The following is a 20,818-nucleotide window of genomic DNA, read 5'->3' as shown; positions in this document are numbered from 1 at the left end:
CGCGGTCAGAAGCCCGGGACCGCCTGGGGCTGCGGCCCGCCCCGGTCCAGGTCGTCGATGGTGAACTGGCGTCCGTCCGGGTGCTCGCCGGCCTCGCCCGGGTCCTCCGACTGCGGGCCGTCCCACTCGGGCAGTTCACCCGGCGGGAACTTCTCCTTGGCCAACTGGTTGTACTCGAGCCAGGACGGGCCGTTGATGGAGGTCGAGTAGAACGGGCTGCGGACCTCGCCGTTGACGGTCTCGCCCGTCATGGACTTCAGGTTGTTGTAGCGGCCGGTCCACACGGCGGTGGCCAGCTTGCTGGTGAATCCGACGAACCACGTGGAGGACACGTTGTCGTTCGTGCCCGTCTTGCCGCCGAACTCGTAGCCGGCGCCCTCCTCGGCGATGTTGAAGCCGCCGATGTGGCGCAGGACCGGCATCAGCTCCCGGACGTGGTCCGGGTCGATGACCTGATCGCACTGCGGGCCGGCGACGTCGTACTGGTTGCCGGCGGTGTCCGTGACCTCCAGGATGGCGCGCGGCTCGCAGTACAGGCCGTTCGCGGCGATGGCGGCGTACGCGCCGGCCAGGGACAGCGGTGCCACCGAGTCCTTGCCGAGCAGGAAGGACGGGTCGTCCGGCTGCAGCGGGGAGCTGTCCAGGGCGCGGGTGATGCCCAGCTGGGTGGTGAGGCTCGTGATGTCGCACAGGTCCAGCTGGTACGCGGTGGCGACGGTCGGGGTGTTCACGGACCAGAAGAGGCCCTCGTCCACGCGCACCTGCCGCAGCATGTCGGGGATCACGTTCTTGAACTGCCAGGTGCCGCCGATCGTGGTGTAGCCGCCCGGGCGGCACGAGGCCGCGAAGCGCGTGCCCGTGGGGTAGACGTTCCGGGAGGCGTCCACGGAGTCGACCAGGCGGTTGCCGTTACGCAGCCACGTCAGGGCCACGAAGGGCTTGAGCGTGGAGCCTGCCTGGAAGCCCTGGCCGCCGCCCCACTGCTTGTCCACATTGAAGTTCAGCGAGGTGTGGCCGAGTTCGTCCTGGATGGCGTACTCGGTGTTCTGGGCCATGGTGCGGATGTTGCCGGTGCCGGCCTCCACCGAGGTGAGCGCGTGGCCGGCGCCCAGCGACTCGTTGTTGGGCACGGAGGCGCGCAGGTTCTTCTCGGTCTCCTTCTGGAGCGTCGAGTCGATCGTCGTGCGGATGGTGAGTCCGCCGCGGTCCAGCAGGGCCTGGCGGGACTGGACGTCCGGGCCGAACGTGGGGTCGGCAAGGATCTGCCGCTCCACGTAGTCGCAGAAGTAGGCGCCGAACTTGGCGTAGAGGCAGCCCGAGGGGCGGGACTCCATCACCACCTCCATCGGCTGGGCGACGGCGTGGTCGTACTCCTCCTGGGAGAGGTAGCCGTTGTCCTTCATCGCGTTCAGCACGAGGTTGCGCCGCTCCGTGGCCTCCTCCGGATTGCGGGCCGGGTTGAACCGGGTGGGGGACTGGACCATGCCGGCCAGCGTGGCGGCCTCCCAGCTCTCCAGGTCGGCGGCGGACTTGCCGAACACGTACTGCGAGGCGGCCTCGACGCCGTAGGCGCGGCCGGAGAACAGCACGATGTTGAGGTAGCCCTCGAGGATCTCGTCCTTCGACATCTGCTTCTCGACGGCGACGGCGAGCTTGATCTCCTTGACCTTGTCCGCGATGTTCTTGGAGCCGGAGAGGGTGAGGCGGGAGTCGCCGCGGATCTGCTGCACGTTCACCAGCATGTTGTTCACGAACTGCTGGGTGAGGGTGGAGGCGCCCTGCGTGGAGTCGGAGGTGGCGTTGTTCACGGTCGCGCGGATGAGGCCGCGCGCGTCCACGCCGTCGTGATCGTAGAAGCGCTCGTCCTCGATGGCCACGATCGCGTGCTGCATGTGCTCCGAGATCTCGTCCAGCGGGACCGGGGTGCGGTTCTCCTCGTAGAAGACGGCGATCTCCTCACCGTCCTCCGAGAGGATGCGCGACGGCACGGAGACCGGCTCCGTGGGCAGCTCGTCCGGCAGCTCGTCCAGCATCTCCCGGCCCGACGCGGCGGCGACACCGGCCAGGCCCGCGACGGGCAGCAGGAGGGCCGCCACGAGCAGGCCGGCCACCGCCGAGAGGCCCACGAAGGCGAGGAGGCGGCCGAGGGCGCTCGAGGGCGCGGGGAAGCGGGTCGTGCGGGAGGCCATGGGCGCGAGTGTAGCGCGGGCGCCTGGGACCTCTTCCGGGGTCTGCGCCGGTGGCTAGGGTGGGTCCCATGACTCAGCAGACGCAGTGGGAGTACGCCACGATCCCCCTCCTCATCCACGCGACCAAGCAGATCCTCGACCAGTGGGGCGAGGACGGCTGGGAGCTCGTCACGGTGATCCCGGGCCCCGAGGGGAACAACCCCGTGGCCTACCTCAAGCGTCCGAAGGCGGCGTGAACGTGACGGAGCAGTCCTCGGCCCCCACCTGGGGCGACGGCGCCGTCGCGGCCCGCCTCGCGGAGCTCGGCATCGACCGACCCGCCGTCGCGGCGCCGGTCGGCTCCTACGTCCCGGCGCTGCGGGACGGCGACCTCGTGCTGACCTCCGGCCAGCTCCCCTTCGTGGCCGGCGCCCTGCCCGCCACCGGCAAGGTGGGCGCGGAGGTCACCCCCGAACGCGCCCAGGAGCTCGCGCGAGCATGCGCCGTGAACGCGGTGGCCGCGGTGCACGAGCTGGTGGGCGACCTGGACCGGGTCGCCCAGGTCGTCAAGGTCGTCGGCTTCGTGGCCTCCGACCCCGCGTTCACCGGTCAGCCCGGCGTGGTGAACGGCGCCTCGGACGTGCTGGCCGAGATCTTCGGCGAGGCCGGCCGCCACGCGCGCTCCGCCGTCGGCGTGGCCGTGCTGCCCATGGACGCTCCCGTCGAGGTGGAGATCACCGTCCGTGTCCGCTGACCCGGCCGGCCTGCTGCTGCCGGTCCCGGGGCAGGAGGAGGACCTCACCCGCCAGTGGCTGGACCGGCGCTTCCGCCAGGTCCGCCCCGCCCGGCCCGGGTCGTCCGTCGTGCTCGTGCGGGACGGCGACGACGGCCCGGAGGTCTTCCTCCGTCACCGCGCGGGACGCACCCCGCTCGGCCGCGTGGGTCTGCCCGGCGGCGCGCTCATCGAGTCCGACGCCGACTCCTGCCCGTGGTACGGGCCCGAGCCCTCCCAGTGGGCCCGCACGTTCGGGACCACGGACCGGCGGCGTGCGCGGCAGCACGTGGTGGCCGCCGTCCGTGAGCTCCACGACGAGGCCGGAGTGCTCCTCGCCGGTCGCTCCGACACGGACGTCGTGTCCACGGCGCGCATCGAGACCTGGGGCGGGGGCCGCAGCTCCCTCGAGGAGGGCTCGGAGAGTCTGCCCCATCTGCTGGCCGCGCGTGGCCTCGGGGTGCGCGCCGACCTGCTGCGCCCCGTCATGCGCTGGCGATCCGCGCCCCACGTCCACCGACGCTTCGACACGGCCGTGTTCGCCACGATGACCCCACCGCTGCAGTCCGCGCCGGCATCCGAGGAACCCGGTCCCGAACTTCAGGCGTGGGTGTCCGCGCGTCGCGCGCTCGCCGGCCCGCTGCGGCTGCCCGGACCCGCCGGGGCGGAGGGCACGGCACCCTTCGACCAGGTGGCGACCCCGCTGACGCAGGTGATCGTGCGTCGGGTCGCGGCACACCGGACGGCCGCCGCCTTCCTGCTCTCCGTCACGCCCTGTGCCCGGCGCGGCCCCGTGCCGGAATACCACCTGGTCACCGAGGCCGGCGACGACGGCACCCCCCGGATGCGCGTGGAGCGGGCCACCCGGGACTGACCGGGGTGGCCCGCTCCACGGCAGGGCGGGGGGCGTCAGCGCGAACGCTGACGCAGACGCTGCAGGTCCAGGATGACCACGGCGCGGTTCTCCAGGCGGATCCAGCCGCGCTGGACGAACTCGGCCAGGGCCTTGTTCACGGTCTCGCGGGACGCGCCCACCAGCTGGGCGAGCTCCTCCTGCGTGAGGTCGTGCGCCACCAGCAGGCCGTCCGCGGCCGGCCGGCCGAAGCGGTCCGCGAGGTCCAGGAGCGCCTTGGCCACGCGGCCCGGCACGTCCGAGAACACCAGGTCCGCCAGGGACTCGTTGGTCTTGGACAGGCGCTGGGCCAGGGCCTGGAGCAGCTGGACCGACACATCCGGCGACGAGGCGATGGCGCGGCGCAGGTTCTCATGGCGCAGACCGGCCAGGCGCGTGGCGGACACCGCGGTGGCGGTGGCGTTGCGCGGGGCGGGGTTGAACAGGGCCATCTCGCCGAAGATCTCGCCGGGGCCGAGCACGGCCACGAGGTTCTCGCGGCCGTCCGAAGCGGTGCGGCCGAGCTTGATCTTGCCGGACATGATCACGTACAGCTGATCGCCCTGGTCGCCCTCGTGGAACGCGGACGCGCCGCGGGAGAGCTCCACCTCGGTCAGCTCCGAGGTGAGGATGGCGAACACCTCGTCGTCCAGGTTGGTGAACAGCGGAGCCTTCCGCAGAACCTCGAGATCCATGTGTGCGTGTCCTCTCTGTGGGCAGTTCCTCACACCGCGGCGGAGGAGCCGCCCGGTTCACTGGCGTCCATTGTGCCCCATACCCCCGTGCGGGCCGATACCCTGGATCCTCCACCGGGCGCGCGGGCGGTCCCCGTGCGTGGCCGGTGCCGTCGCATCCGAAGGAGGTCGCCCATGCCGCTGGGTCTGACGTGGCTGGACGTCCTGCTCATCGTCGCGCTGGCGATGCTCCTGGTCCAGGGCCACCGTCGCGGCCTGTGGGTGGTGCTGGGCAACCTCGTCGGCCTGGTCGGCGGTGCCGCGATCGCGTTCTACGCCCTGCCGGAGGTGGCGGAGTTCGTCACCGCGCCGCAGTGGCGGTGGGCCGCGCTGATCGCCACCCTCGTCCTGCTCGTGGCGGCGGGCCAGTACGTGGGCGCCGCCATCGGCGAGGCGATCCGGCTGCGCGTGAACCTGCCGGCCCTGCGACTCGTCGACCGCCTGCTCGGCGCGCTCGCCGCCGGTCTCGCGGGCGCCCTCGTCCTCTGGCTCGTGGCGTTCTCCATCGCGGCCTCCGGCTCCACCGCGGTCACCCGTGAGGTGAACCGCTCGCAGGTGATCACGGCGCTGGACACCGTGATGCCCGACTCGCTCCTGGCCTGGGCCGCCCGCTCGCGCTCCGCCGTCGCCGACCTGGACGTGCTGCCGGAGCTCGAGCTGCCCGCCCCCGTCCCGGAGTCCGACGACGGCGTCCGCGCCGCCCCGGCCCCGGCCGCGACGCCGGGTCTGCCCTCGGCCGCCTCCTCCCCGTCCGACACCGCGACGTCCGCCCCGTCCGCCTCGGCGACCCCCGAGGAGCCCGACGACGCCGCCGCGGCGTCGTCGTCCACGGCCGCCGCGCCGTCGGCCACGACGACCGCCCCCGCCTCGTCGACGTCGACGGCCGCCCCCTCGACTCCCGCCGCCTCCTCGGCGTCGGCCGCCGTCGTCCGGCTGACCGGGACGGCCGCGCAGTGCAACCAGGTGCAGAGCGGCTCGGGCGTGGCCGTGGCCCCGGACCGCGTGCTCACGAACGCGCACGTGGTCCTCGGCGTGGACGCCCCCACCGTGACGGACCGCGCCCGCGGCGTGCACGCGGCGCGGATCGTCCACCTGGACACGGCGCACGACCTCGCCGTCCTGGCGGTCGACGACGCGAACCTGCCCGTCATGCCGGTCGGCGCCGAGCTGACGGGCGGCGCGTCGGCCTCCGTCCTGGGCTATCCCGACGGCGGCCCGTTCGCCTCCACCCCCGCGACCGTGCAGGCCGTCGGCGAGGTGCCGCTCGGCGACGTCCTGACCGGTGCCGCGAGCATGGTGGACGTCTACACCCTCGCGGCGGACATCCGCCACGGCTACTCGGGCGGCCCGGTGGTGGACGCCGCCGGGAACCTGGCCGGTCTGGTGTTCGCCCGGGCCCCGGGCTCGGACGCCGTCGGCTACGCCCTGACGGCGGACACCATCGCCCCCGTCGTCGCCGCGGCCCCGGGGATGACGGCCACGGTCCCCTCGGGGGACTGCGTCCCGGGCGGCTGAGCCGGCGCCGCGCCACGCGCCTGACGCCCGCATTCCGGACCGGACTGTCCGGCAACGGCCCGCGTCGACTATTGTGGCATCCGTCACACTCGAGTTTCCCCGACCCTCGGAGGTCCTGCATGTCCAGCACCGTCTCCGCGCCCGCCACGGCGCCGAAGCGCACCCGGGAGGAGTTCGCCGGCCGGTGGGCCTTCATCCTGGCGGCCATCGGCTCCGCCGTGGGCCTCGGCAACATCTGGCGCTTCCCCTACGTCGCCTATGAGAACGGCGGCGGCGCGTTCGTCATCCCCTACCTGATCGCGCTGCTCACCGCGGGCATCCCGCTCCTGTTCTTCGACTACGCGATCGGCCACCGCTTCCGCGGCTCCGCGCCGCTGGCGTTCCGGCGCCTGTCCCGGTGGACCGAGACCGTCGGCTGGTGGCAGGTGCTCATCTGCGTCGTCATCGGGATCTACTACGCTGCGATCATCGGCTGGGCGATCATGTACACCTGGTTCTCCGTGGACCAGCGGTGGGGCGACGACCCGGAGACCTTCCTCATGGGCGACTACCTGCAGGTCGCCGACGACCCGTCCCCGTCCTTCGACGTCGTCTCGGGCGTCTTCTGGCCCATGCTCGCCGTCTGGGTGATCACGCTGCTCATCATGGGCTTCGGCGTGCGCCGGGGCGTGGCCCTGGCCTCGATGGTCGGCATCCCGCTGCTCATCGTGATGTTCCTGGTCCTCGTCGGCATCGCCCTCACCCTGCCGGGCGCCGCCCAGGGCCTGGACGCGCTGTTCACGCCGAACTGGGCCGCGCTCGCGGACCCGGGCGTCTGGATCGCCGCCTACGGTCAGATCTTCTTCTCGCTGTCCGTCGGCTTCGGCATCATGATCACCTACGCCTCCTACCTCAACCGCCGCACGAACCTCACCGGCTCCGGCCTGGTCGTCGGCTTCTCCAACTCGGGCTTCGAGATCCTGGCCGGCATCGGCGTGTTCTCCGCCCTGGGCTTCATGGCGCAGGCCTCCGGCGTGTCCGTGTCCGAGGTGGCCGGCAGCGGCATCGGCCTGGCGTTCATCGCCTTCCCCACCCTGATCTCGCAGGCCCCGCTCGGCGCCCTGATCGGCGTGCTGTTCTTCGGCTCGCTCGTGGTCGCCGGCTTCACCTCGCTGATCTCGATCCTCGAGGTCGTCATCTCCGCCGTGAAGGACAAGCTCGGCTGGGGCCGCTGGACGGCCACGATCGTCGTGATCGGCCTGTCCGGGGTGGTCTCCCTCGCCCTGTTCTCCACCACCACGGGCCTGCAGATGCTCGACACCATGGACGCGTTCGCCAACAACTTCGGCATCGTGGGCGCGGCGCTCCTGTCGGTGCTCCTGGTCACCGGCGCACTGGGCTCGGCCCGCCGCATCACGGCGCACCTCAACGCCGTCTCCTCCTTCAAGGTCGGCCGCGGGTACGTGCTGCTGATCGGCGTGCTCATGCCGATCGTGCTCGCCTACATCTGGCTCTCCTGGATCATGAAGGTGATCGCGGAGGGCTATGAGGGCTACCCGGGCGACTTCCTCGGCGTCTTCGGCTGGGGCATCGCGCTCGGCTCCGTCGCCCTGGCCGTCCTGCTCTCCCTGATCCCGTGGTCCCGCAAGTCCAACCTCTACGCGGAGGACCTGGACAGCGAGATCCACGGCGACCTCATCCCGCACAACGCCGTGCCCGAGGGCACCGTCCCCACCGGCGCCCTGCCGGTGGTGCCCGCGGCCACCACCCGGAAGGAGCTCTGACCGATGAGCACCGCAGCGATCGTCATGATGTCCCTGGCCATCCTCCTGGTGTGGGGCGGCCTCGCGGTCTCCGCCATCCACCTGCTCCGCCACCCGGACGACTCCTCGGGCGACCTCGCCATCGAGGACGAGCTGGCCCCCGCCGTGCGGGAGCGCGAGGATGGCCGTCTCGACGCGCGGCACCGGTGAGTCGATGAGGCTCCCCGGTCCGTTCGCGGCGGCCCCGGTCGCCGACGGGGCCGCGGGCGTGGTCTCCGCCTCCCTGCCGGTCGTGGCGGTGGACGCGAGCCTGCCGGCCCCGCCCTACCGGCAGATCGTGGACGCGGTCCTGGCCGGCGTCGCCTCCGGATCCCTGGCCCGCGGGGACCGACTGCCGCCCGTGCGCGTGCTCGCCGCCGAGCTCGGCGTGGCACCGGGCACCGTGGCCCGGGCCTACAAGGAGCTCGAGGCGCACGGCACCATCCGCACCCGGGGTCGCGCGGGCACGTTCGTGGCCGCCTCGGCGGACGCCCGCGCCGACGCCGCGCACCAGGCCGTGCGGCGCTGTCTGGACACCCTGCTCGAGCGCCTCGGGTACACGCCCGACGAGGCCGTGGAGCTGGTCCGCCGGGACGCGGCCGCCCGCGCCTGAGGCGGGCCCGCCCACCGACGACGCCGCCCCGGACCGCACGCAGCGTGCGGTCCGGGGCGGCGTCGTCGTGCCGGCTCAGGCCTTCGGGGCGAGCGTCTCCACGATGCGCTGCATGACCGTGGGGTCGGCCAGCGTGGTGGAGTCGCCCGGGTCGCGGCCCTCGGCCACGTCCTTGAGCAGACGGCGCATGATCTTGCCGGAGCGCGTCTTGGGCAGCTCGGGGACCACGAGCACGCGCTTGGGCTTGGCGATGGGGCCGATGTCCTTGCCCACGTGCTGCCGCAGCTCCTCCTCGACCTCGGCGACGTCGCGGTCGGCCGCGACGGCGACCGCGGTGAGCAGGACGAACGCGACGACCGCCTCACCCGTGGTCTCGTCCTTCGCACCGACCACCGCGGACTCGGCCACGGACGGGTGCGCCACGAGGGAGGACTCGATCTCGGTGGTGGACAGGCGGTGGCCGGAGACGTTCATGACGTCGTCCACGCGGCCCAGCAGCCAGATGTCGCCGTCCTCGTCGTAGCGGGCGCCGTCGCCGGCGAAGTACATGCCGGGGAAGCGGGACCAGTAGGTCTCCTTGAAGCGCTCCCGGTCGCCCCAGATGCCGCGCAGCATGGACGGCCACGGCTCGCGCACCACGAGGAAGCCCGCGCTCGTGTCCGTCATGGGTTCGCCGAGCTCGTCCACGACCTCCAGCACGACGCCGGGCACCGGCCTCTGGGCGGAACCGGGCTTGAGGGTGGTCACGCCGGGCAGCGGGGTGAGCATGTGGGCGCCCGTCTCGGTCTGCCACCAGGTGTCCACGATGGGGCAGCGGCCGGCGCCGATGACCTCGTGGTACCAGAGCCAGGCCTCCGGGTTGATGGCCTCGCCCACGGAGCCGAGCACGCGCAGGCTGGAGAGGTCGTACTCGTCCGGGATGTGCCGGCCCCACTTCATGAACGTGCGGATCGCCGTCGGCGCCGTGTAGAGGATGCTCACGCCGTACTTCTGCACGATCTCCCACCAGCGGCCCTGGTGCGGGGAGTCCGGGGTGCCCTCGTAGATCACCTGGGTGGCGCCGTTGACCAGCGGTGCGTAGGCGACGTAGGAGTGCCCGGTGACCCAGCCGACGTCGGCGGTGCACCAGAAGACGTCCGACTCCGGGTGCAGGTCGAAGGTGTCGTGGTGGGTGACCGCGGCCTGCACGAGGTAGCCGCCGGTGGTGTGCAGGATGCCCTTCGGCTTCCCGGTGGTGCCGGAGGTGTACAGGATGTAGAGCGGGTGCTCGGCGTCGTGCCACACGAGCTCGTGCTCGTCGGACTGGCCGTCCACGACGTCGTGCCACCACAGGTCGCGGCCCTCGGTCATCTCGACCTCGGCCTCGTTGCGGCGGACCACGAGCACGTGCTCGGCGGTGTGGCCGGGCGCGGAGAGGGCCTGGTCCACGGCGGGCTTGAGCATGGAGGGCTTGCCGCGGCGGAAGGAGCCGTCGGCCGTGACGACGAGCTTGGCCTCGGCGTCGTCCACGCGGGAGCGCAGGGCGTCGGAGGAGAAGCCGCCGAACACCACGGAGTGGACCGCGCCGATGCGCGCGCACGCGAGCATCGTGATGACGGCCTCGGGGATCATCGGCAGGTAGACGGCCACGCGGTCGCCCTTGGTCACGCCGAGGGACTCGAACGCGTTGGCGGCGCGCCGGACCTCGGCGGCCAGGTCGGCGTAGGTGTAGGTCCGGGTGTCGCCGGGCTCGCCCTCGAAGTGGATGGCCACGCGGTCGCCGTGGCCGGCCTCGACGTGGCGGTCCAGGGCGTTGTACGCGGCGTTGGTGGTGCCGCCGACGAACCACTTCGCGAAGGGTGCGTCGGACCAGTCCAGGACGTCGGTGAAGTCCTGCTCCCAGTGCAGGACCTCGCGGGCGCGGCGGGCCCAGTAGGCCAGGCGGTCCTTGGCGGCCTCCTCGTACAGGTCGGCTCCGGCCACCGCCTGGGCGGCGAACTCGGCCGGGGGCGGGAACGTGGGGATCTGCTCGTCCATCGACGGGGTCCTTTCGGGGTGGTGCGGTCAGTGCGCGGCGCGGATGTGACGCGCCCCACACTAGTCTCCCGCCTCAGCATGCCGCGCGCGGCGTCGTCGCCACAAATCCTCGGGTCCTGTGTGTCGCATCGTGCCCGGAAGCGGGGGCCGGACGCGGTGCGGACGTCGGCACGCGCCCCGCTCCCTAGGATGGTCGGACCTGAGCGGATCGCACGAGGGCGGGAGGACGCGCGGATGGAGACGGAGTCGACGGGCACGCCGACCGGGGAGACCCGGCCGGCACTGGTGCGCCGGGCGCGGCGGATCAACCGGATCCTGGCCGAGACGTACCCGTACGCCGTCGCCGAGCTGGACTTCGAGACGCCGTTCGAGCTGCTCGTGGCCACGGTGCTGTCCGCCCAGACCACCGACGTGCGGGTCAACGCGGCCACGCCGGCGCTGTTCGCCCGCTTCCCGGACGCCCATGCGATGGCCGCGGCCACCGAGCCGGAGCTGCAGGAGCTCGTGCGCTCCACGGGGTTCTACCGGAACAAGGCCTCCGCGATCCTGCGGCTGTCCCAGGAGCTCGTGGCCCGGCACGACGGCGAGGTCCCCGCCCGTCTCGAGGACCTCGTGGCGCTGCCCGGGGTGGGGCGCAAGACCGCGTTCGTGGTGCTCGGCAACGCCTTCGGCCAGCCCGGGATCACCGTGGACACGCACGTCGGCCGGCTCGCCCGGCGCCTGGGGTTCACGGACGAGACCGACCCGGTGAAGGTCGAGCACGCCGTGGGTGCCCTGTTCCCGCGCCGGGACTGGACGATGCTCTCCCACCGGCTGATCTTCCACGGCCGCCGCGTGTGCCACGCGCGCCGCCCGGCGTGCGGGGCGTGCCCGATCGCCCGCTGGTGCCCGTCCTACGGCGCGGGGGAGACCGACCCCGAGCGGGCGCGCGCCCTGCTCGCCTACGAGCTCAAGCCCGGCCGGGAGGAGCTGCTCGAGCTCCTGCGCGCGGGGCGGACGCGCCGGGAGCTGCGCGCCCTCGGCCACGGGCTGGAGGCCTGAGCGCTCAGCCTGCCCGCCCGCTCAGCCGGCGGTGAGGCCCGCGAGGATCGCGTCGACGGCCCGGCGCGCGTGCACCCCCACGCCCGCGAGCGTGGCCGAGGCGGCCCCGCACCAGTCGTCGTAGCCGAGCAGGTGCAGCCCCGGCACGTCCACCGAGGCGGTCGGCAGCGCACGCTCCGTCGCCGGCGCCCCGGAGGGGCGGCGGGTCAGCTCGAGGCCCCGCAGATGGCGCAGGTCCGCCCGGAAGCCCGTGCACCAGACGACGTCATCCACCGGGTGCTCGGCCCCGCGCACCCGGGCCGCGGCGCGGCTGGCGGCGGGCCAGCCGTGGCTTGCGCCGGCGTCGTGGCCCCAACGGACGCCCTCCGGCGTGAGCGCCGTGGGCGCGGGGACCGCGTGGAGCCCGGCCTCGTCGCGGGCGCGGATCACCGAGGGCACCATGACGATGTCCCCGAGGTCGCCCACGCGCGCCTCGGAGCGGCCCAGCACGCGCGCCGAGGCCCGGTCGAAGAGCACCCGCCCGTCCACGTCGTCCGGCATGAACCGGGGCGGACGCCGGGTGGCCCACGTGGTGGCGACACCCGCCAGCAGCAGGTCAGCCGCGATCTGGGCGCCCGAGTTGCCGCCGCCCACCACGAGGACGCGCCGCCCGGCGAACGCGTCGGGGGAGCGGTACGCGGCGGAGTGCCGCTGCGTGCCGCCGAAGCGGTCGGCGCCCGGGAGGGCCGGCACGAACGGGCGGGTGAACGAGCCGGTCGCGGAGACCACGGCCCGGGCGCTCAGGGCCGTGCCGTCCTCGAGCCGCAGGGTGAACGGCGGGGACGCGGCGGCGTCGTGCGTCACCTCCGCGACACGCACGCCCCGGCGCACCGGCAGCCCGTAGCGGTCCTCGTAGTCGGCCAGGTAGGCGACGACGTGCCCGGCGTCCGGGGTGCCGGGACCGGGCGACGGCGGCATGGGTCGGCCCGGCAGGGAGGAGTGCTCGGCGGGGGAGAACAGGCGCAGGGAGTCCCAGTGGTGCGGCCACGCGCCGCCGGGCTGGGCGGACGCGTCGAGCAGGACGAACGACGGCGGCGGGCCCGGCCGGCGCCCGCGGTCGACGTCCCGCGCGGCCCGGGCCAGGAAGTAGCCGACCGCCAGTCCGGCCTGTCCGGCGCCGATCACCGCGACGTCCACCGGATCCGGGGACGCGGCGTCCGCCGGGGGCGAGGTCAGGGGAGCCGTCATGCCCCGAGGCTACGACCGGCGGCTAGCGTGGGGGCCATGCCTGAGACCCCCGCGAGCCCCCGCCCGACCTCCCGCGACGCCGCCGGGACGTCCGAGGCGTCGCTGACGGGTGCGCGGGACCAGCTGGCGGACCTCGTGGCCCGGTGGGGCACGGCCCCTGCGGACGCGCCCGGTCACCACGACCCGGCCTCGCTCACCACCATCCCGCCCGAGGCCGTGCCGATGTGGGGCTTCGAGTGGCCCCGGTCCGGCGATCCGCGCCCCTCCGCCGTGCTGATCCTGTTCGGCGCCCTCGACGACGTCCCCGCCCGTCACGACGCCGAGCGCGTGCACCCGCACGTGGACGTGCTGCTGACCCAGCGCGCCGCCACCCTGCGCCAGCACGCCGGGCAGATCGCGTTCCCCGGCGGTCGCGTCGACCCCGAGGACGCCGACGTCGTGGCCACGGCCCTGCGCGAGGCGCAGGAGGAGACCGGCTTGGACCCGGCCGGCGTGGAGGTCCTGGGCGTGCTGCCGGCGGTGCCGGTGGTGGTCTCCGGGCACGTGGTGCACCCGGTGCTCGGGTGGTGGCGGGACCCCAGTCGCGTGGCGGTGGTCGACCAGGCCGAGGCCGCGGCCGTGTTCCGGATGCCGGTCGCGGACCTGGTGGACCCCGCGAACCGGTGCCGCGTGGCCCGGCCCGGCGGCCGCCGCGGCGAGACGCCGGGCTTCCTCGTGGGCGAGCGCCTGGTGTGGGGGTTCACGGCGGCGCTGCTGGACCGTGTGCTGGCGCTGCTGGGCTGGGACGTGCCGTGGGACGACTCCCGCGTGCGCGACGCGCGGACCCACGAGATCCTGCGCGGTTGACGGCTGCGCGGCGCCGTCCGCTCCTGCACAGGCGCCGGGGGGTGGGCACGTGTCCCCAGCCGGACGACCGGGGCAGGCGGGCGCGCGGGCGAGGCGGTGGACTGGACGGGCCGGCGGCCGCGGACCGCGGCGGCCGCCCCCCATCCCGCAGGAGGTCCGCCATGCGCCCGTTCGTCCCCGCCGCCCCGGCCCGCCCGCCCCGGGGCCGACGGTCCCGCCTCGCCCCGCCCGAGGTCGGCCGACGGTTCCCGTGGCCCCGCACTGACCCGGCCGAGCCGGAACGCACGCAGGTCGCCGCGCCGCCGCTGGCCACACCCGCAGCGGGCCCCGGCGGGCTGGACGCCGCCGTCGTGCGCCGGCGCGTGGCCGAGGCCCGTGCGTCGGCCGCCGACGGGGCGGAGCCGCCGCTGGCCCCGCTGATCGCCGAGGCCCTCGATGCGCCGATCGACGACCCGCGCGTGGCGGCGCTGGTCGATGAGCTCGACGGCTTCGGCCCGCTCGCACCCTGGGTGCGCACCCCGGGCGTGACCGACGTGCTCGTGGACGGCGCGGGCGCGGTGTGGACCGACGGGGACGAAGGCCTCGTCCGCCGCCCCGGTCGGCTCGACCCCGAGACCGCCCGGGAGCTCGCGGTGCGGCTGCTGCACCGGGCCGGCCGCCGCCTCGACGCGGCGGTGCCGCTGGCCGACGCCCGCGTGGGCGGCGTGCGCGTCCACGCGGTCCTGCCCCCGGTCAGTGGCGGCGGCACCCTGCTGAGCCTGCGGATCCCGGCCGCGACGACGCCGTCGCTGGCCGCGCTGGCCGACGGCTGGCCGGACGGCGCCCTCTGGGCCGACGCCCTCGAGGCGCTCGTGCGCGACCGTGCCACCGTCCTGGTCAGCGGCGCGACCGGGGCAGGCAAGACCACGCTGCTCTCCGCAGCCCTCGGCCGGGTGCCGGGGGACGAACGGATCGTCGTCGTGGAGGACACGGCCGAGGCCGCGCCCGATCACCCGCACGTGGTCGCACTGCAGTGCCGCGCCGCCAACGCGGAGGGCGCCGGCGAGGTCGGACTGGCCGAGCTCGTCCGCCACGCGCTGCGGATGCGGCCGGACCGGCTCGTGGTCGGCGAGTGCCGCGGCGCCGAGGTGGCCGACGTCCTCACCGCCCTGAACACGGGACACCAGGGCGCGTGGGGCACCCTGCACGCCAACGCCGCCGCCGAGGTGCCCGCCCGGCTGACGGCCATGGCCTCCCTGGCCGGCTGGCGGCCCGAGACGGTGGCCGCGCAGGCCCGCGCCGGCGTGGACGCCGTGCTGCACGTCGCCCGGGACGGCCACGGGCGGCACCCCGTCGAGCTCGCCGTCCCGGACCCGCGCGCCGACGGGTTCGCCCTGCTGCCCGCCCTCACGTGGCGGCCCGGGACGGAGGCGACGGGCGGGCGGACCGTCGAGGGACCCGGCGTGCCCGCGCTCGCGGCGCGGCTGGCGGGGCGGGGCGGCCGGTGAGCCCGACGACGGCCACCGGGCCGGCGCGGCGGTCCCGCGCCGGGCGTGCCGTGGCGCTGCTGCCCTGGCGGGCCGGGCGGGCGAGGCCGGAGGAGGAGACGGAGGTGCTCGTCGGCGTGCTGCGCCGCTGGGCCGCCCTCGTCGCGGCCGGTCTGACCGAGGAGCAGGCCTGGCGGGAGACCGCGTGCACCCTGCCCGCCTGCGGGTCGGGCCCGGGCGAGGCGGGTGCCGCATGCTGCGCCCATCACCACGCCCGACGCCGGGCCGAGGCGCTGGCCTGGGATGTGCCGGCGTCGCCTGCGCCGACCGGGGAGGCGGCGCGCCGCGGTGGGACCCCGCCCTGGCGGACCCCCGCACGGGACCCGGGCTGGGCGTTGGTCGATGCGGCGCTCGCGGCCGGGGCCCGGGCGGGTGCCGCTCCCGCAGCCGTGGCCCGGCGGCTGGCCCACAGCCTCGAGGCGGACGTGGACGCGGCCCGGGCCCGCCGCTCGGCCGCGGCGGGGCCGGGCGCGACGTCCCGACTGCTGCAGTGGCTGCCCCTGGGCGGCCTCGGCCTCGCGTGGCTGCTCGGCACCTCCCCGTGGGACCTGGTCCGCTCGCCCTTCGGTGCCGTGGTCGCCGCGGTGGGGCTGCTGTTCTGGCTGGCCGGGCGGTCCTGGACGCGCCTGCTGCTGCGTGCGGCCGCGCGCGAGCCGGCGGCGGTGGGCGCCGCCGTCGTGCTGGACGTGCTGGCGGCGCTGCTCAGCGCCGGCCGATCCCTGCCCGCCGCGCTGGACGACCTCGGCCGGACCCTGCCGGGCGCCCGCGGCCTGCGGGCCACGGCGGCGCTGCTGCTCTGGGGCCGGGACTGGGACGAGGCGTGGGTGGGCCTCGACACGGACCCGGTGTGGGCCGAGACCGCCGCCCGACTGCGTCCGCTGCACCGGTCCGGGATGGCCGGCGCCCGCACGCTGGCCGAGACCGCCGCCGCCGTCCGTCAGCAGACCCGGCGGACCGATGAACGGGCGGCCGAGGAGCTGGCCGTGCGCCTGGTGATGCCGCTGGGGCTGTGCCTGCTGCCCGCCTTCGTGTGCTGGGGCGTTGTGCCCGTCGTCATGGCCCTGCTCGGGGCGGGACCGGGCTGAGGCGGCGGCGACACCGGGGCGTCCGGTCCTGCACAGGGCCCCGTTCGCCCCGCCCCATCCCCGGATCCGCACCGCCCCCGGCGCGCGGGGCCCGCACCGGGCCAGCCTGGGACCAGCGGCCCGGCCGGGCCGTCACCACCGCCCCGCACCGCGGGGCCCACTCCAGGAGGACCACCATGACCCACCGCTCCCACTCCGCCCAGCCCGCCGTCACTCGCCCGAGCGAGCGCGACCGCCTCGCCCGCGTCGTCGACGCCGCGAGCGAGGAGACCGGCGCGATCACGGCCGAGTACGGCATCCTCACGCTCGCCGCCGTGGGCTTCGCGGGCGTGCTGGCCGTCGTGCTCACCAGCCCGGACGTGCAGTCGCTGCTCGTGGACCTCGTCTCCGGGGCGCTCCAGCGTGACTGAGCACCCGATCTCCGCCCCGCCGTCCGGGCGCCGCACGGGCGCCCGGACGGCGGGGTGGCCCCGGGCGCTCCGGGGCGGCGAGACCGGGGCCGTCACGGCCGAGTACGCGGTGCTGCTGCCCGTGATCGCGTTCGTGCTCGTGTCCGTCCTGCTGGCCGGCGCCGCCGCGGTGCAGCAGGTGCGGGGTCAGGACGCCGCGGCGTCGGCCGCCCGCATCCTCGCCCGGGGCGACGACGAGGCGGCGGCCCGGGACGCGGTGGCGCGCATGGCCGGCGACGACGCCTCGCTCTCGCACACCGTCGAGGGCGGGTGGGTGACCGTCGAGGTCGTCCAGCCCGGCCCCGGGCCGCTCGCCTGGGCCGAGGTGCTCACCCTCACCGCCCACGCCGCCGCCCCCGACCAGCGGCCCGGAACGCCCGCCGCCTCACCGGAGGACCGGTCATGACCCGCGGGAGGGCGCCCGCGCGGGGCGAACGCGGCTCGGGCACCGTGTCCGTCCTGGGCACGGCCGCCCTGGGGGCGGGTCTGCTGCTGGCGGTCGCGGCGCTCGGGCAGGCCTCGGTCACCGGCTCCCGGGCGGCCGGGGCCGCCGACCTGGCGGCGCTCGCCGCCTCCGACGCCCGGCGCGGGCTCTCCGACCACGAGCCGTGCGTGCTGGCCGGGCGGACCGCCGAACGCAACGGGGCCGTCGTCGTGGCGTGCGAGGTGCGCGAGGACGGGACCGTGCGCGTCGCGGTCGAGCTCGCCCGCGCCCCGCTGCCGGCGGCCACGGCCGACGCCGTCGCGGGTCCGCCGCGGTCTCAGGCCCCGGGCGCCGCGTCCGCGGCCCCGCCGGGGGCGCCGCCCGAGCCGTCGGCCGAGGCGTCCGCCGGGACGAGGTGATCGGCGTGGTCCATCAGGAACCGCAGGACGGTCAGCGCGCCGGCCTTGTCCAGGGGGCTGTTGCGGTTGCCGCACTTGGGGGACTGCACGCAGGACGGGCAGCCCTCCGCGCACTCGCAGGCCGCGATGGCCCCCGCCGTCGCCTCGACCCAGCGTCGCGCCTGCTCGAAGCCGCGTTCGGCGAAGCCCGCCCCGCCGGGCCGGCCGTCGTAGACGAACACGGCGGGGGAGCCCGTGTCCGGGTGCAGGACCATCGAGACGCCGCCGATGTCCCAGCGGTCGTTCGAGGCGACGAGCGGCATCATGCCGATCATCGCGTGTTCCGCCGCGTGGAGGGCGCCGGGCAGGCGATCCGTGGTCAGACCCGCGGCGATGAGCTCGTCCGAGGCCGCCTGGAACCACACCGCCGAGGTGAACAGGTCCCGCGCCGGCAGGTCGAGGGGCTCCTCGCCGAGCACCTCCCCGGAGGCCAGGGCCTTGCGCTGGAAGGACACCACCTGGGTGCGGACCTGCACCTCCCCGAGGCACCAGCGCAGGGTGCTCTCGCGCGCGTCCAGGCGACGGTGCACCGCGACGATCTCGATCTCCGTGACGTCCCGGGCCTGCGTGGTGAAGTCCGGCCAGGCCCGCGTGACCACCACGGCGTGCGCGTCCTCGTCCAGCTCCGCCACGAGGTACGTGCGGTCCTGGTGCACGTACACCGCGCCGGGATGCGCCTGGTAGTGGGTCTGGGGCGAGTCCATCGTGCCCAGCAGGGCACCGGACTCGGCGTCGATGATGTCCATGGGCCCGCCGCCGTCGTCCCGCAGGGAGACCATGCCGGCGGCGTGCTCGGGGTGCGTCCAGAACCAGCCGGCCGGCCGACGGCGCAGCAGCCCCTGCTCGACCAGCACGTCCAGCAGGGCGCGCACCCGCCCCGGTTCCCCGAACCAGCCGAACGCCTCGGGCGTGATCGGCAGTTCCGCGGCGGCCGCGCACAGCTGCGGGCCGAGCAGGTGCGGGTTCTCCGGGTCCACCACGGTGTCCTCCACGCCCAGGTCGAACACGGCCTCCGGGTGGTCCACCACGAACGTGTCCAGGGGGTCGTCCGAGGCCACGAAGAACGCGAGCGCGTCCTGGCCGCCGCGCCCGGCGCGGCCGATCTGCTGGAAGAACGACGCGCGGGTGCCCGGCCAGCCGGCCACCACCACCGCGTCCAGCCCCGCGACGTCGATGCCCATCTCCAGCGCCGGCGTCGAGGCCATGCCCAGCAGCCGACCCGAGCGCAGGTCCGCCTCCAGCTCCCGCCGCTCCTCGGGCAGATAGCCCGAGCGGTAGGCCGCGATCCGCGTGCCGAGCCCCGGCTCGACCTCCTCGAGCTGCCGCTTGGCCGCGCTGGCGATGGCCTCGGCCCCGCGCCGCGAGCGGATGAACGCCAGCGTGCGCACCTGCTGCAGGGCCAGGTCCGTGACCAGGTCGGCGGCGGCGGCCATCGCCGAGCGGCGGACGGGCGCGCCGTTCTCGCCCCGACGGTCCGTCAGCTCCGGCTCCCAGAACGCCACCGTGACCGCCCCGTGCGGGGACGCGTCCTCGGTGACGGCCGTGGCCGGCGCCCCGATCAGCCGGGCGAAGTGCCCGGCCGGATCCGCCGACGTCGCCGACGCCCCGATGAACACGGTCTCCGGCCGGTCCCCGCGGTAGTGGGCGGCGATGCGCCGCAGCCGGCGCAGCAGGATCCCCACCTGTGAGCCGAAGACGCCCCGGTAGGTGTGCGACTCGTCCACCACCACGAACGCGAGGTTCCGGAAGAACGCGGCCCACCGCTCGTGGTGCGGCAGGATCCCCACGTGGAGCATGTCCGGGTTGGTCATGAGCACGGTGGCGTGCTCGCGGGCCCAGATCCGGTCCTGCGGTGCGGTGTCGCCGTCGTAGGGGGCCGCGCGCAGCCCCGGGGCGCCGTCCCGCTCGAGGGCGCGCCAGGAGGTCAGCTGGTCCGCCGCGAGGGCCTTGGTGGGGGCGAGGTAGAGCGCGGTGGCCCGGGGGTCGGCGGCCAGCCGGGTGCCGACCGCCAGCTGGTAGCCCAGCGACTTGCCCGACGCCGTGCCCGTGGCGAGCACGGTGTGCGTCCCCGCGCCGGCCAGGGCCGCGGCGCGCACCTGGTGCAGCCACGGCCGCTCGACGCCGCGCGCCGCGAACGCCCCGACCAGGCCCTCCGGAGCGTCCGCGGGCCAGTCCGTGTGCCGGGCCTGCCGTGCGGGCAGCTCGGTGACGTGGCGGATCTGCTCGGGCAGCCCGGTCCGGCCCAGCGCCGCACGGAGTCCGGCCCCCGCCGGGATGTCCGGGCGCAGGTCGCCGGGTGCCGTGACGGACAGCCCGGCCACGACGTCGGCCACCATCTCACCGACGGGCTGCGGCTCCGGTCCGGAGGAGTCCGGGGCGGCGTCGTCGACGGGCGGCGCGGCGTCCGCCGTGCCGGGCGGCCCCCAGCCGCCCGCGGGATCCGCCCAGGGATCGTGCTCCGGGAGGTGGCCGGTCACGCCCCCATGGTGCCGGTGTGCTCGGCGGTGGGGTTGTCCTCGGCCAGGCCGCGACCCCAGATGGACACGGGGCCGAGGTCGGTCCAGGCCAGGTGGCGGTACAGCTTCTGCCCGTCCGGGGAGGCGACGAGCAGGCCGCGGCTGATCTCACCCTCGCTCATGACCTCGGAGGTGAGATAGCGCATCACGAGGGAGCCGAGGCCGCGACGACGGTGGTTCGGGGACGTCCAGATCCGGTCGTAGACGGCGGTGCCGTCCTCCTCGGTGACCCAGCCGAGGGCGGCGAGCTCCTCCTCGCCCTCCGGCGCGGTCGAGGCGCCGACGGCCAGGATGCGCAGGCGACGACTGCCCTCCATCGGCTGGTCCACGCGGGCCTCATAGCCCTCGGGCAGCAGCGGGGGCTCCACGTCCTGCAGCTCGGGGTCCATGTCCATGGTCATGAAGCGCTCCGGCTCGGCCTGGGCCTTCAGACCCATGGCCTTGGGGTCCTCGCCGGCGTCGCCGAACACGGTGAGCAGGATCTGCTCCTGGTCCCGCACCGCCTCGCGCAGGTCCTCCAGCTCCGCGCGGGAGGGGTTCACCACCACGTGCTCCCACGTGGCCGGCACATCCACCGTGGCGCGACCGGAGCCGCCGGGGATCATGTGGGCGGGGCGGGGGGTGCGCAGGGCCGCGCGTCGCCCCGCCTCCTGGCTGACGCGGTAGCCGCGCGATCGCGACCAGGCCGCGAACCAGATGTCGACCAGTGCCGGATCCAGATGCTCAGTCATGTCTGAAGGGTAAGGCGTGAGGCC

Annotated in this window: 20 protein-coding genes; 14 read left to right on the top strand and 6 right to left on the bottom strand. The window is 75.2% G+C overall.

The genetic code is table 11. The features are described from left to right. Positions 1-5: 5 nt before the first annotated feature. Positions 6-2,189 (bottom strand): transglycosylase domain-containing protein, encoded by a 2,184-nt coding sequence (locus tag ACZ1IK_RS01190; protein ID WP_465098225.1) that lies wholly within the window; start codon positions 2,187-2,189, stop codon positions 6-8. A 68-nt stretch (positions 2,190-2,257) separates the two neighbouring features. Here ACZ1IK_RS01190 and ACZ1IK_RS01185 point away from each other — a divergent pair, with 68 nt between their 5' ends. From ACZ1IK_RS01185 to ACZ1IK_RS01175, 3 genes are read left to right on the top strand one after another with little or no spacing between them, the layout of a single operon-like run. Then, a complete protein-coding gene (locus tag ACZ1IK_RS01185) occupies positions 2,258-2,425 on the top strand; it encodes a DUF4177 domain-containing protein (protein WP_010080276.1) in 168 nt (55 codons plus the stop codon). Next, the gene (locus tag ACZ1IK_RS01180) at positions 2,422-2,922 is read left to right on the top strand and encodes a RidA family protein (protein WP_020628330.1); all 501 of its coding nucleotides are present in this window, start codon (positions 2,422-2,424) and stop codon (positions 2,920-2,922) included. The genes ACZ1IK_RS01185 and ACZ1IK_RS01180 overlap by 4 nt, the downstream gene beginning before the upstream one ends. Further along, complete coding sequence (locus tag ACZ1IK_RS01175; protein ID WP_126860676.1) at positions 2,912-3,814, top strand: NUDIX hydrolase; 903 nt, start codon at positions 2,912-2,914, stop codon at positions 3,812-3,814. Before ACZ1IK_RS01180 ends, ACZ1IK_RS01175 begins: the two co-directional genes overlap by 11 nt. A 35-nt stretch (positions 3,815-3,849) precedes the next feature. Here ACZ1IK_RS01175 and ACZ1IK_RS01170 read toward each other — a convergent pair whose 3' ends face one another. After that, the gene (locus ACZ1IK_RS01170) at positions 3,850-4,527 is read right to left on the bottom strand and encodes a Crp/Fnr family transcriptional regulator (protein ID WP_002854021.1); all 678 of its coding nucleotides are present in this window, start codon (positions 4,525-4,527) and stop codon (positions 3,850-3,852) included. A 174-nt stretch (positions 4,528-4,701) separates the two neighbouring features. On the opposite strand from ACZ1IK_RS01170, the gene ACZ1IK_RS01165 reads away from it, so the two are divergent. From ACZ1IK_RS01165 to ACZ1IK_RS01150, 4 genes are all read left to right on the top strand, one after another. After that, positions 4,702-6,081, top strand: coding sequence for a MarP family serine protease (locus tag ACZ1IK_RS01165; RefSeq protein ID WP_141843889.1), 1,380 nt, complete (start codon positions 4,702-4,704; stop codon positions 6,079-6,081). 119 nt (positions 6,082-6,200) lie between these two features. Then, positions 6,201-7,844, top strand: a complete 1,644-nt coding sequence (locus tag ACZ1IK_RS01160; protein WP_465098224.1) for a sodium-dependent transporter — start codon at positions 6,201-6,203, stop codon at positions 7,842-7,844. Between the two features lie 3 nt (positions 7,845-7,847). Then, positions 7,848-8,033, top strand: a complete 186-nt coding sequence (locus tag ACZ1IK_RS01155) for a methionine/alanine import family NSS transporter small subunit (protein ID WP_063189857.1) — start codon at positions 7,848-7,850, stop codon at positions 8,031-8,033. Further along, complete coding sequence (locus ACZ1IK_RS01150; RefSeq protein WP_063189855.1) at positions 8,005-8,475, top strand: GntR family transcriptional regulator; 471 nt, start codon at positions 8,005-8,007, stop codon at positions 8,473-8,475. Before ACZ1IK_RS01155 ends, ACZ1IK_RS01150 begins: the two co-directional genes overlap by 29 nt. A gap of 75 nt (positions 8,476-8,550) precedes the next feature. Here ACZ1IK_RS01150 and acs read toward each other — a convergent pair whose 3' ends face one another. After that, positions 8,551-10,491 carry an acetate--CoA ligase gene (gene acs, locus ACZ1IK_RS01145; protein WP_250202881.1) on the bottom strand — a complete coding sequence of 647 codons (1,941 nt, stop codon included), beginning with the start codon at positions 10,489-10,491 and terminating at the stop codon, positions 8,551-8,553. A gap of 234 nt (positions 10,492-10,725) precedes the next feature. On the opposite strand from acs, the gene nth reads away from it, so the two are divergent. Continuing rightward, positions 10,726-11,532, top strand: a complete 807-nt coding sequence (nth, locus tag ACZ1IK_RS01140; protein WP_250202880.1) for an endonuclease III — start codon at positions 10,726-10,728, stop codon at positions 11,530-11,532. Between the two features lie 21 nt (positions 11,533-11,553). Here the strand turns inward: nth and ACZ1IK_RS01135 are convergent, their stop codons facing one another. Continuing rightward, on the bottom strand, positions 11,554-12,759 hold the full coding sequence (locus ACZ1IK_RS01135; protein WP_041103996.1) for an NAD(P)-binding domain-containing protein: 1,206 nt from the start codon (positions 12,757-12,759) through the stop codon (positions 11,554-11,556). A 36-nt stretch (positions 12,760-12,795) separates the two neighbouring features. Here ACZ1IK_RS01135 and ACZ1IK_RS01130 point away from each other — a divergent pair, with 36 nt between their 5' ends. The 6 genes from ACZ1IK_RS01130 to ACZ1IK_RS01105 all read left to right on the top strand — a co-directional run bounded on the left by ACZ1IK_RS01130 (position 12,796) and on the right by ACZ1IK_RS01105 (position 17,508). Then, positions 12,796-13,605 carry an NUDIX hydrolase gene (locus ACZ1IK_RS01130; RefSeq protein WP_041103998.1) on the top strand — a complete coding sequence of 270 codons (810 nt, stop codon included), beginning with the start codon at positions 12,796-12,798 and terminating at the stop codon, positions 13,603-13,605. 161 nt (positions 13,606-13,766) lie between these two features. Next, the gene (locus tag ACZ1IK_RS01125; RefSeq protein WP_134377252.1) at positions 13,767-15,092 is read left to right on the top strand and encodes a CpaF family protein; all 1,326 of its coding nucleotides are present in this window, start codon (positions 13,767-13,769) and stop codon (positions 15,090-15,092) included. Next, positions 15,089-16,216 carry a type II secretion system F family protein gene (locus ACZ1IK_RS01120; RefSeq protein WP_230956258.1) on the top strand — a complete coding sequence of 376 codons (1,128 nt, stop codon included), beginning with the start codon at positions 15,089-15,091 and terminating at the stop codon, positions 16,214-16,216. Before ACZ1IK_RS01125 ends, ACZ1IK_RS01120 begins: the two co-directional genes overlap by 4 nt. A gap of 176 nt (positions 16,217-16,392) precedes the next feature. Continuing rightward, positions 16,393-16,626, top strand: coding sequence for a DUF4244 domain-containing protein (locus ACZ1IK_RS01115; protein WP_049161531.1), 234 nt, complete (start codon positions 16,393-16,395; stop codon positions 16,624-16,626). Further along, positions 16,619-17,071 (top strand): TadE family type IV pilus minor pilin, encoded by a 453-nt coding sequence (locus tag ACZ1IK_RS01110; protein WP_060973650.1) that lies wholly within the window; start codon positions 16,619-16,621, stop codon positions 17,069-17,071. The genes ACZ1IK_RS01115 and ACZ1IK_RS01110 overlap by 8 nt, the downstream gene beginning before the upstream one ends. Further along, positions 17,068-17,508: an Rv3654c family TadE-like protein gene (locus ACZ1IK_RS01105; RefSeq protein WP_060973649.1), complete on the top strand. Its 441-nt coding sequence runs from the start codon at positions 17,068-17,070 to the stop codon at positions 17,506-17,508. The genes ACZ1IK_RS01110 and ACZ1IK_RS01105 overlap by 4 nt, the downstream gene beginning before the upstream one ends. Here the strand turns inward: ACZ1IK_RS01105 and ACZ1IK_RS01100 are convergent. Next, the gene (locus ACZ1IK_RS01100) at positions 17,427-20,024 is read right to left on the bottom strand and encodes a DEAD/DEAH box helicase (RefSeq protein WP_465098223.1); all 2,598 of its coding nucleotides are present in this window, start codon (positions 20,022-20,024) and stop codon (positions 17,427-17,429) included. The genes ACZ1IK_RS01105 and ACZ1IK_RS01100 overlap by 82 nt on opposite strands. Beyond that, a complete protein-coding gene (locus ACZ1IK_RS01095; protein ID WP_101967387.1) occupies positions 20,021-20,794 on the bottom strand; it encodes a GNAT family N-acetyltransferase in 774 nt (257 codons plus the stop codon). Before ACZ1IK_RS01095 ends, ACZ1IK_RS01100 begins: the two co-directional genes overlap by 4 nt. Positions 20,795-20,818: the final 24 nt, after the last annotated feature.

This window comes from Micrococcus sp. CS26 (assembly GCF_055522295.1).
Note: the sequence above shows the minus strand (reverse complement) of the source record. Positions and strands in the feature narration are given on the sequence as shown.

Excerpts from the sequence above, each read along its gene's own strand:
- ACZ1IK_RS01190 (WP_465098225.1), bottom strand. The coding sequence starts at position 2,189 with ATGGCCTCCCGCACGACCCGCTTCCCCGCGCCCTCGAGCGCCCTCGGC.
- ACZ1IK_RS01185 (WP_010080276.1), top strand. The coding sequence starts at position 2,258 with ATGACTCAGCAGACGCAGTGGGAGTACGCCACGATCCCCCTCCTCATC.
- ACZ1IK_RS01170 (WP_002854021.1), bottom strand. The coding sequence starts at position 4,527 with ATGGATCTCGAGGTTCTGCGGAAGGCTCCGCTGTTCACCAACCTGGAC.
- ACZ1IK_RS01165 (WP_141843889.1), top strand. The coding sequence starts at position 4,702 with ATGCCGCTGGGTCTGACGTGGCTGGACGTCCTGCTCATCGTCGCGCTG.
- ACZ1IK_RS01160 (WP_465098224.1), top strand. The coding sequence starts at position 6,201 with ATGTCCAGCACCGTCTCCGCGCCCGCCACGGCGCCGAAGCGCACCCGG.
- ACZ1IK_RS01155 (WP_063189857.1), top strand. The coding sequence starts at position 7,848 with ATGAGCACCGCAGCGATCGTCATGATGTCCCTGGCCATCCTCCTGGTG.
- ACZ1IK_RS01150 (WP_063189855.1), top strand. The coding sequence starts at position 8,005 with ATGGCCGTCTCGACGCGCGGCACCGGTGAGTCGATGAGGCTCCCCGGT.
- acs (WP_250202881.1), bottom strand. The coding sequence starts at position 10,491 with ATGGACGAGCAGATCCCCACGTTCCCGCCCCCGGCCGAGTTCGCCGCC.
- nth (WP_250202880.1), top strand. The coding sequence starts at position 10,726 with ATGGAGACGGAGTCGACGGGCACGCCGACCGGGGAGACCCGGCCGGCA.
- ACZ1IK_RS01135 (WP_041103996.1), bottom strand. The coding sequence starts at position 12,759 with ATGACGGCTCCCCTGACCTCGCCCCCGGCGGACGCCGCGTCCCCGGAT.
- ACZ1IK_RS01130 (WP_041103998.1), top strand. The coding sequence starts at position 12,796 with ATGCCTGAGACCCCCGCGAGCCCCCGCCCGACCTCCCGCGACGCCGCC.
- ACZ1IK_RS01125 (WP_134377252.1), top strand. The coding sequence starts at position 13,767 with ATGCGCCCGTTCGTCCCCGCCGCCCCGGCCCGCCCGCCCCGGGGCCGA.
- ACZ1IK_RS01115 (WP_049161531.1), top strand. The coding sequence starts at position 16,393 with ATGACCCACCGCTCCCACTCCGCCCAGCCCGCCGTCACTCGCCCGAGC.
- ACZ1IK_RS01105 (WP_060973649.1), top strand. The coding sequence starts at position 17,068 with ATGACCCGCGGGAGGGCGCCCGCGCGGGGCGAACGCGGCTCGGGCACC.
- ACZ1IK_RS01095 (WP_101967387.1), bottom strand. The coding sequence starts at position 20,794 with ATGACTGAGCATCTGGATCCGGCACTGGTCGACATCTGGTTCGCGGCC.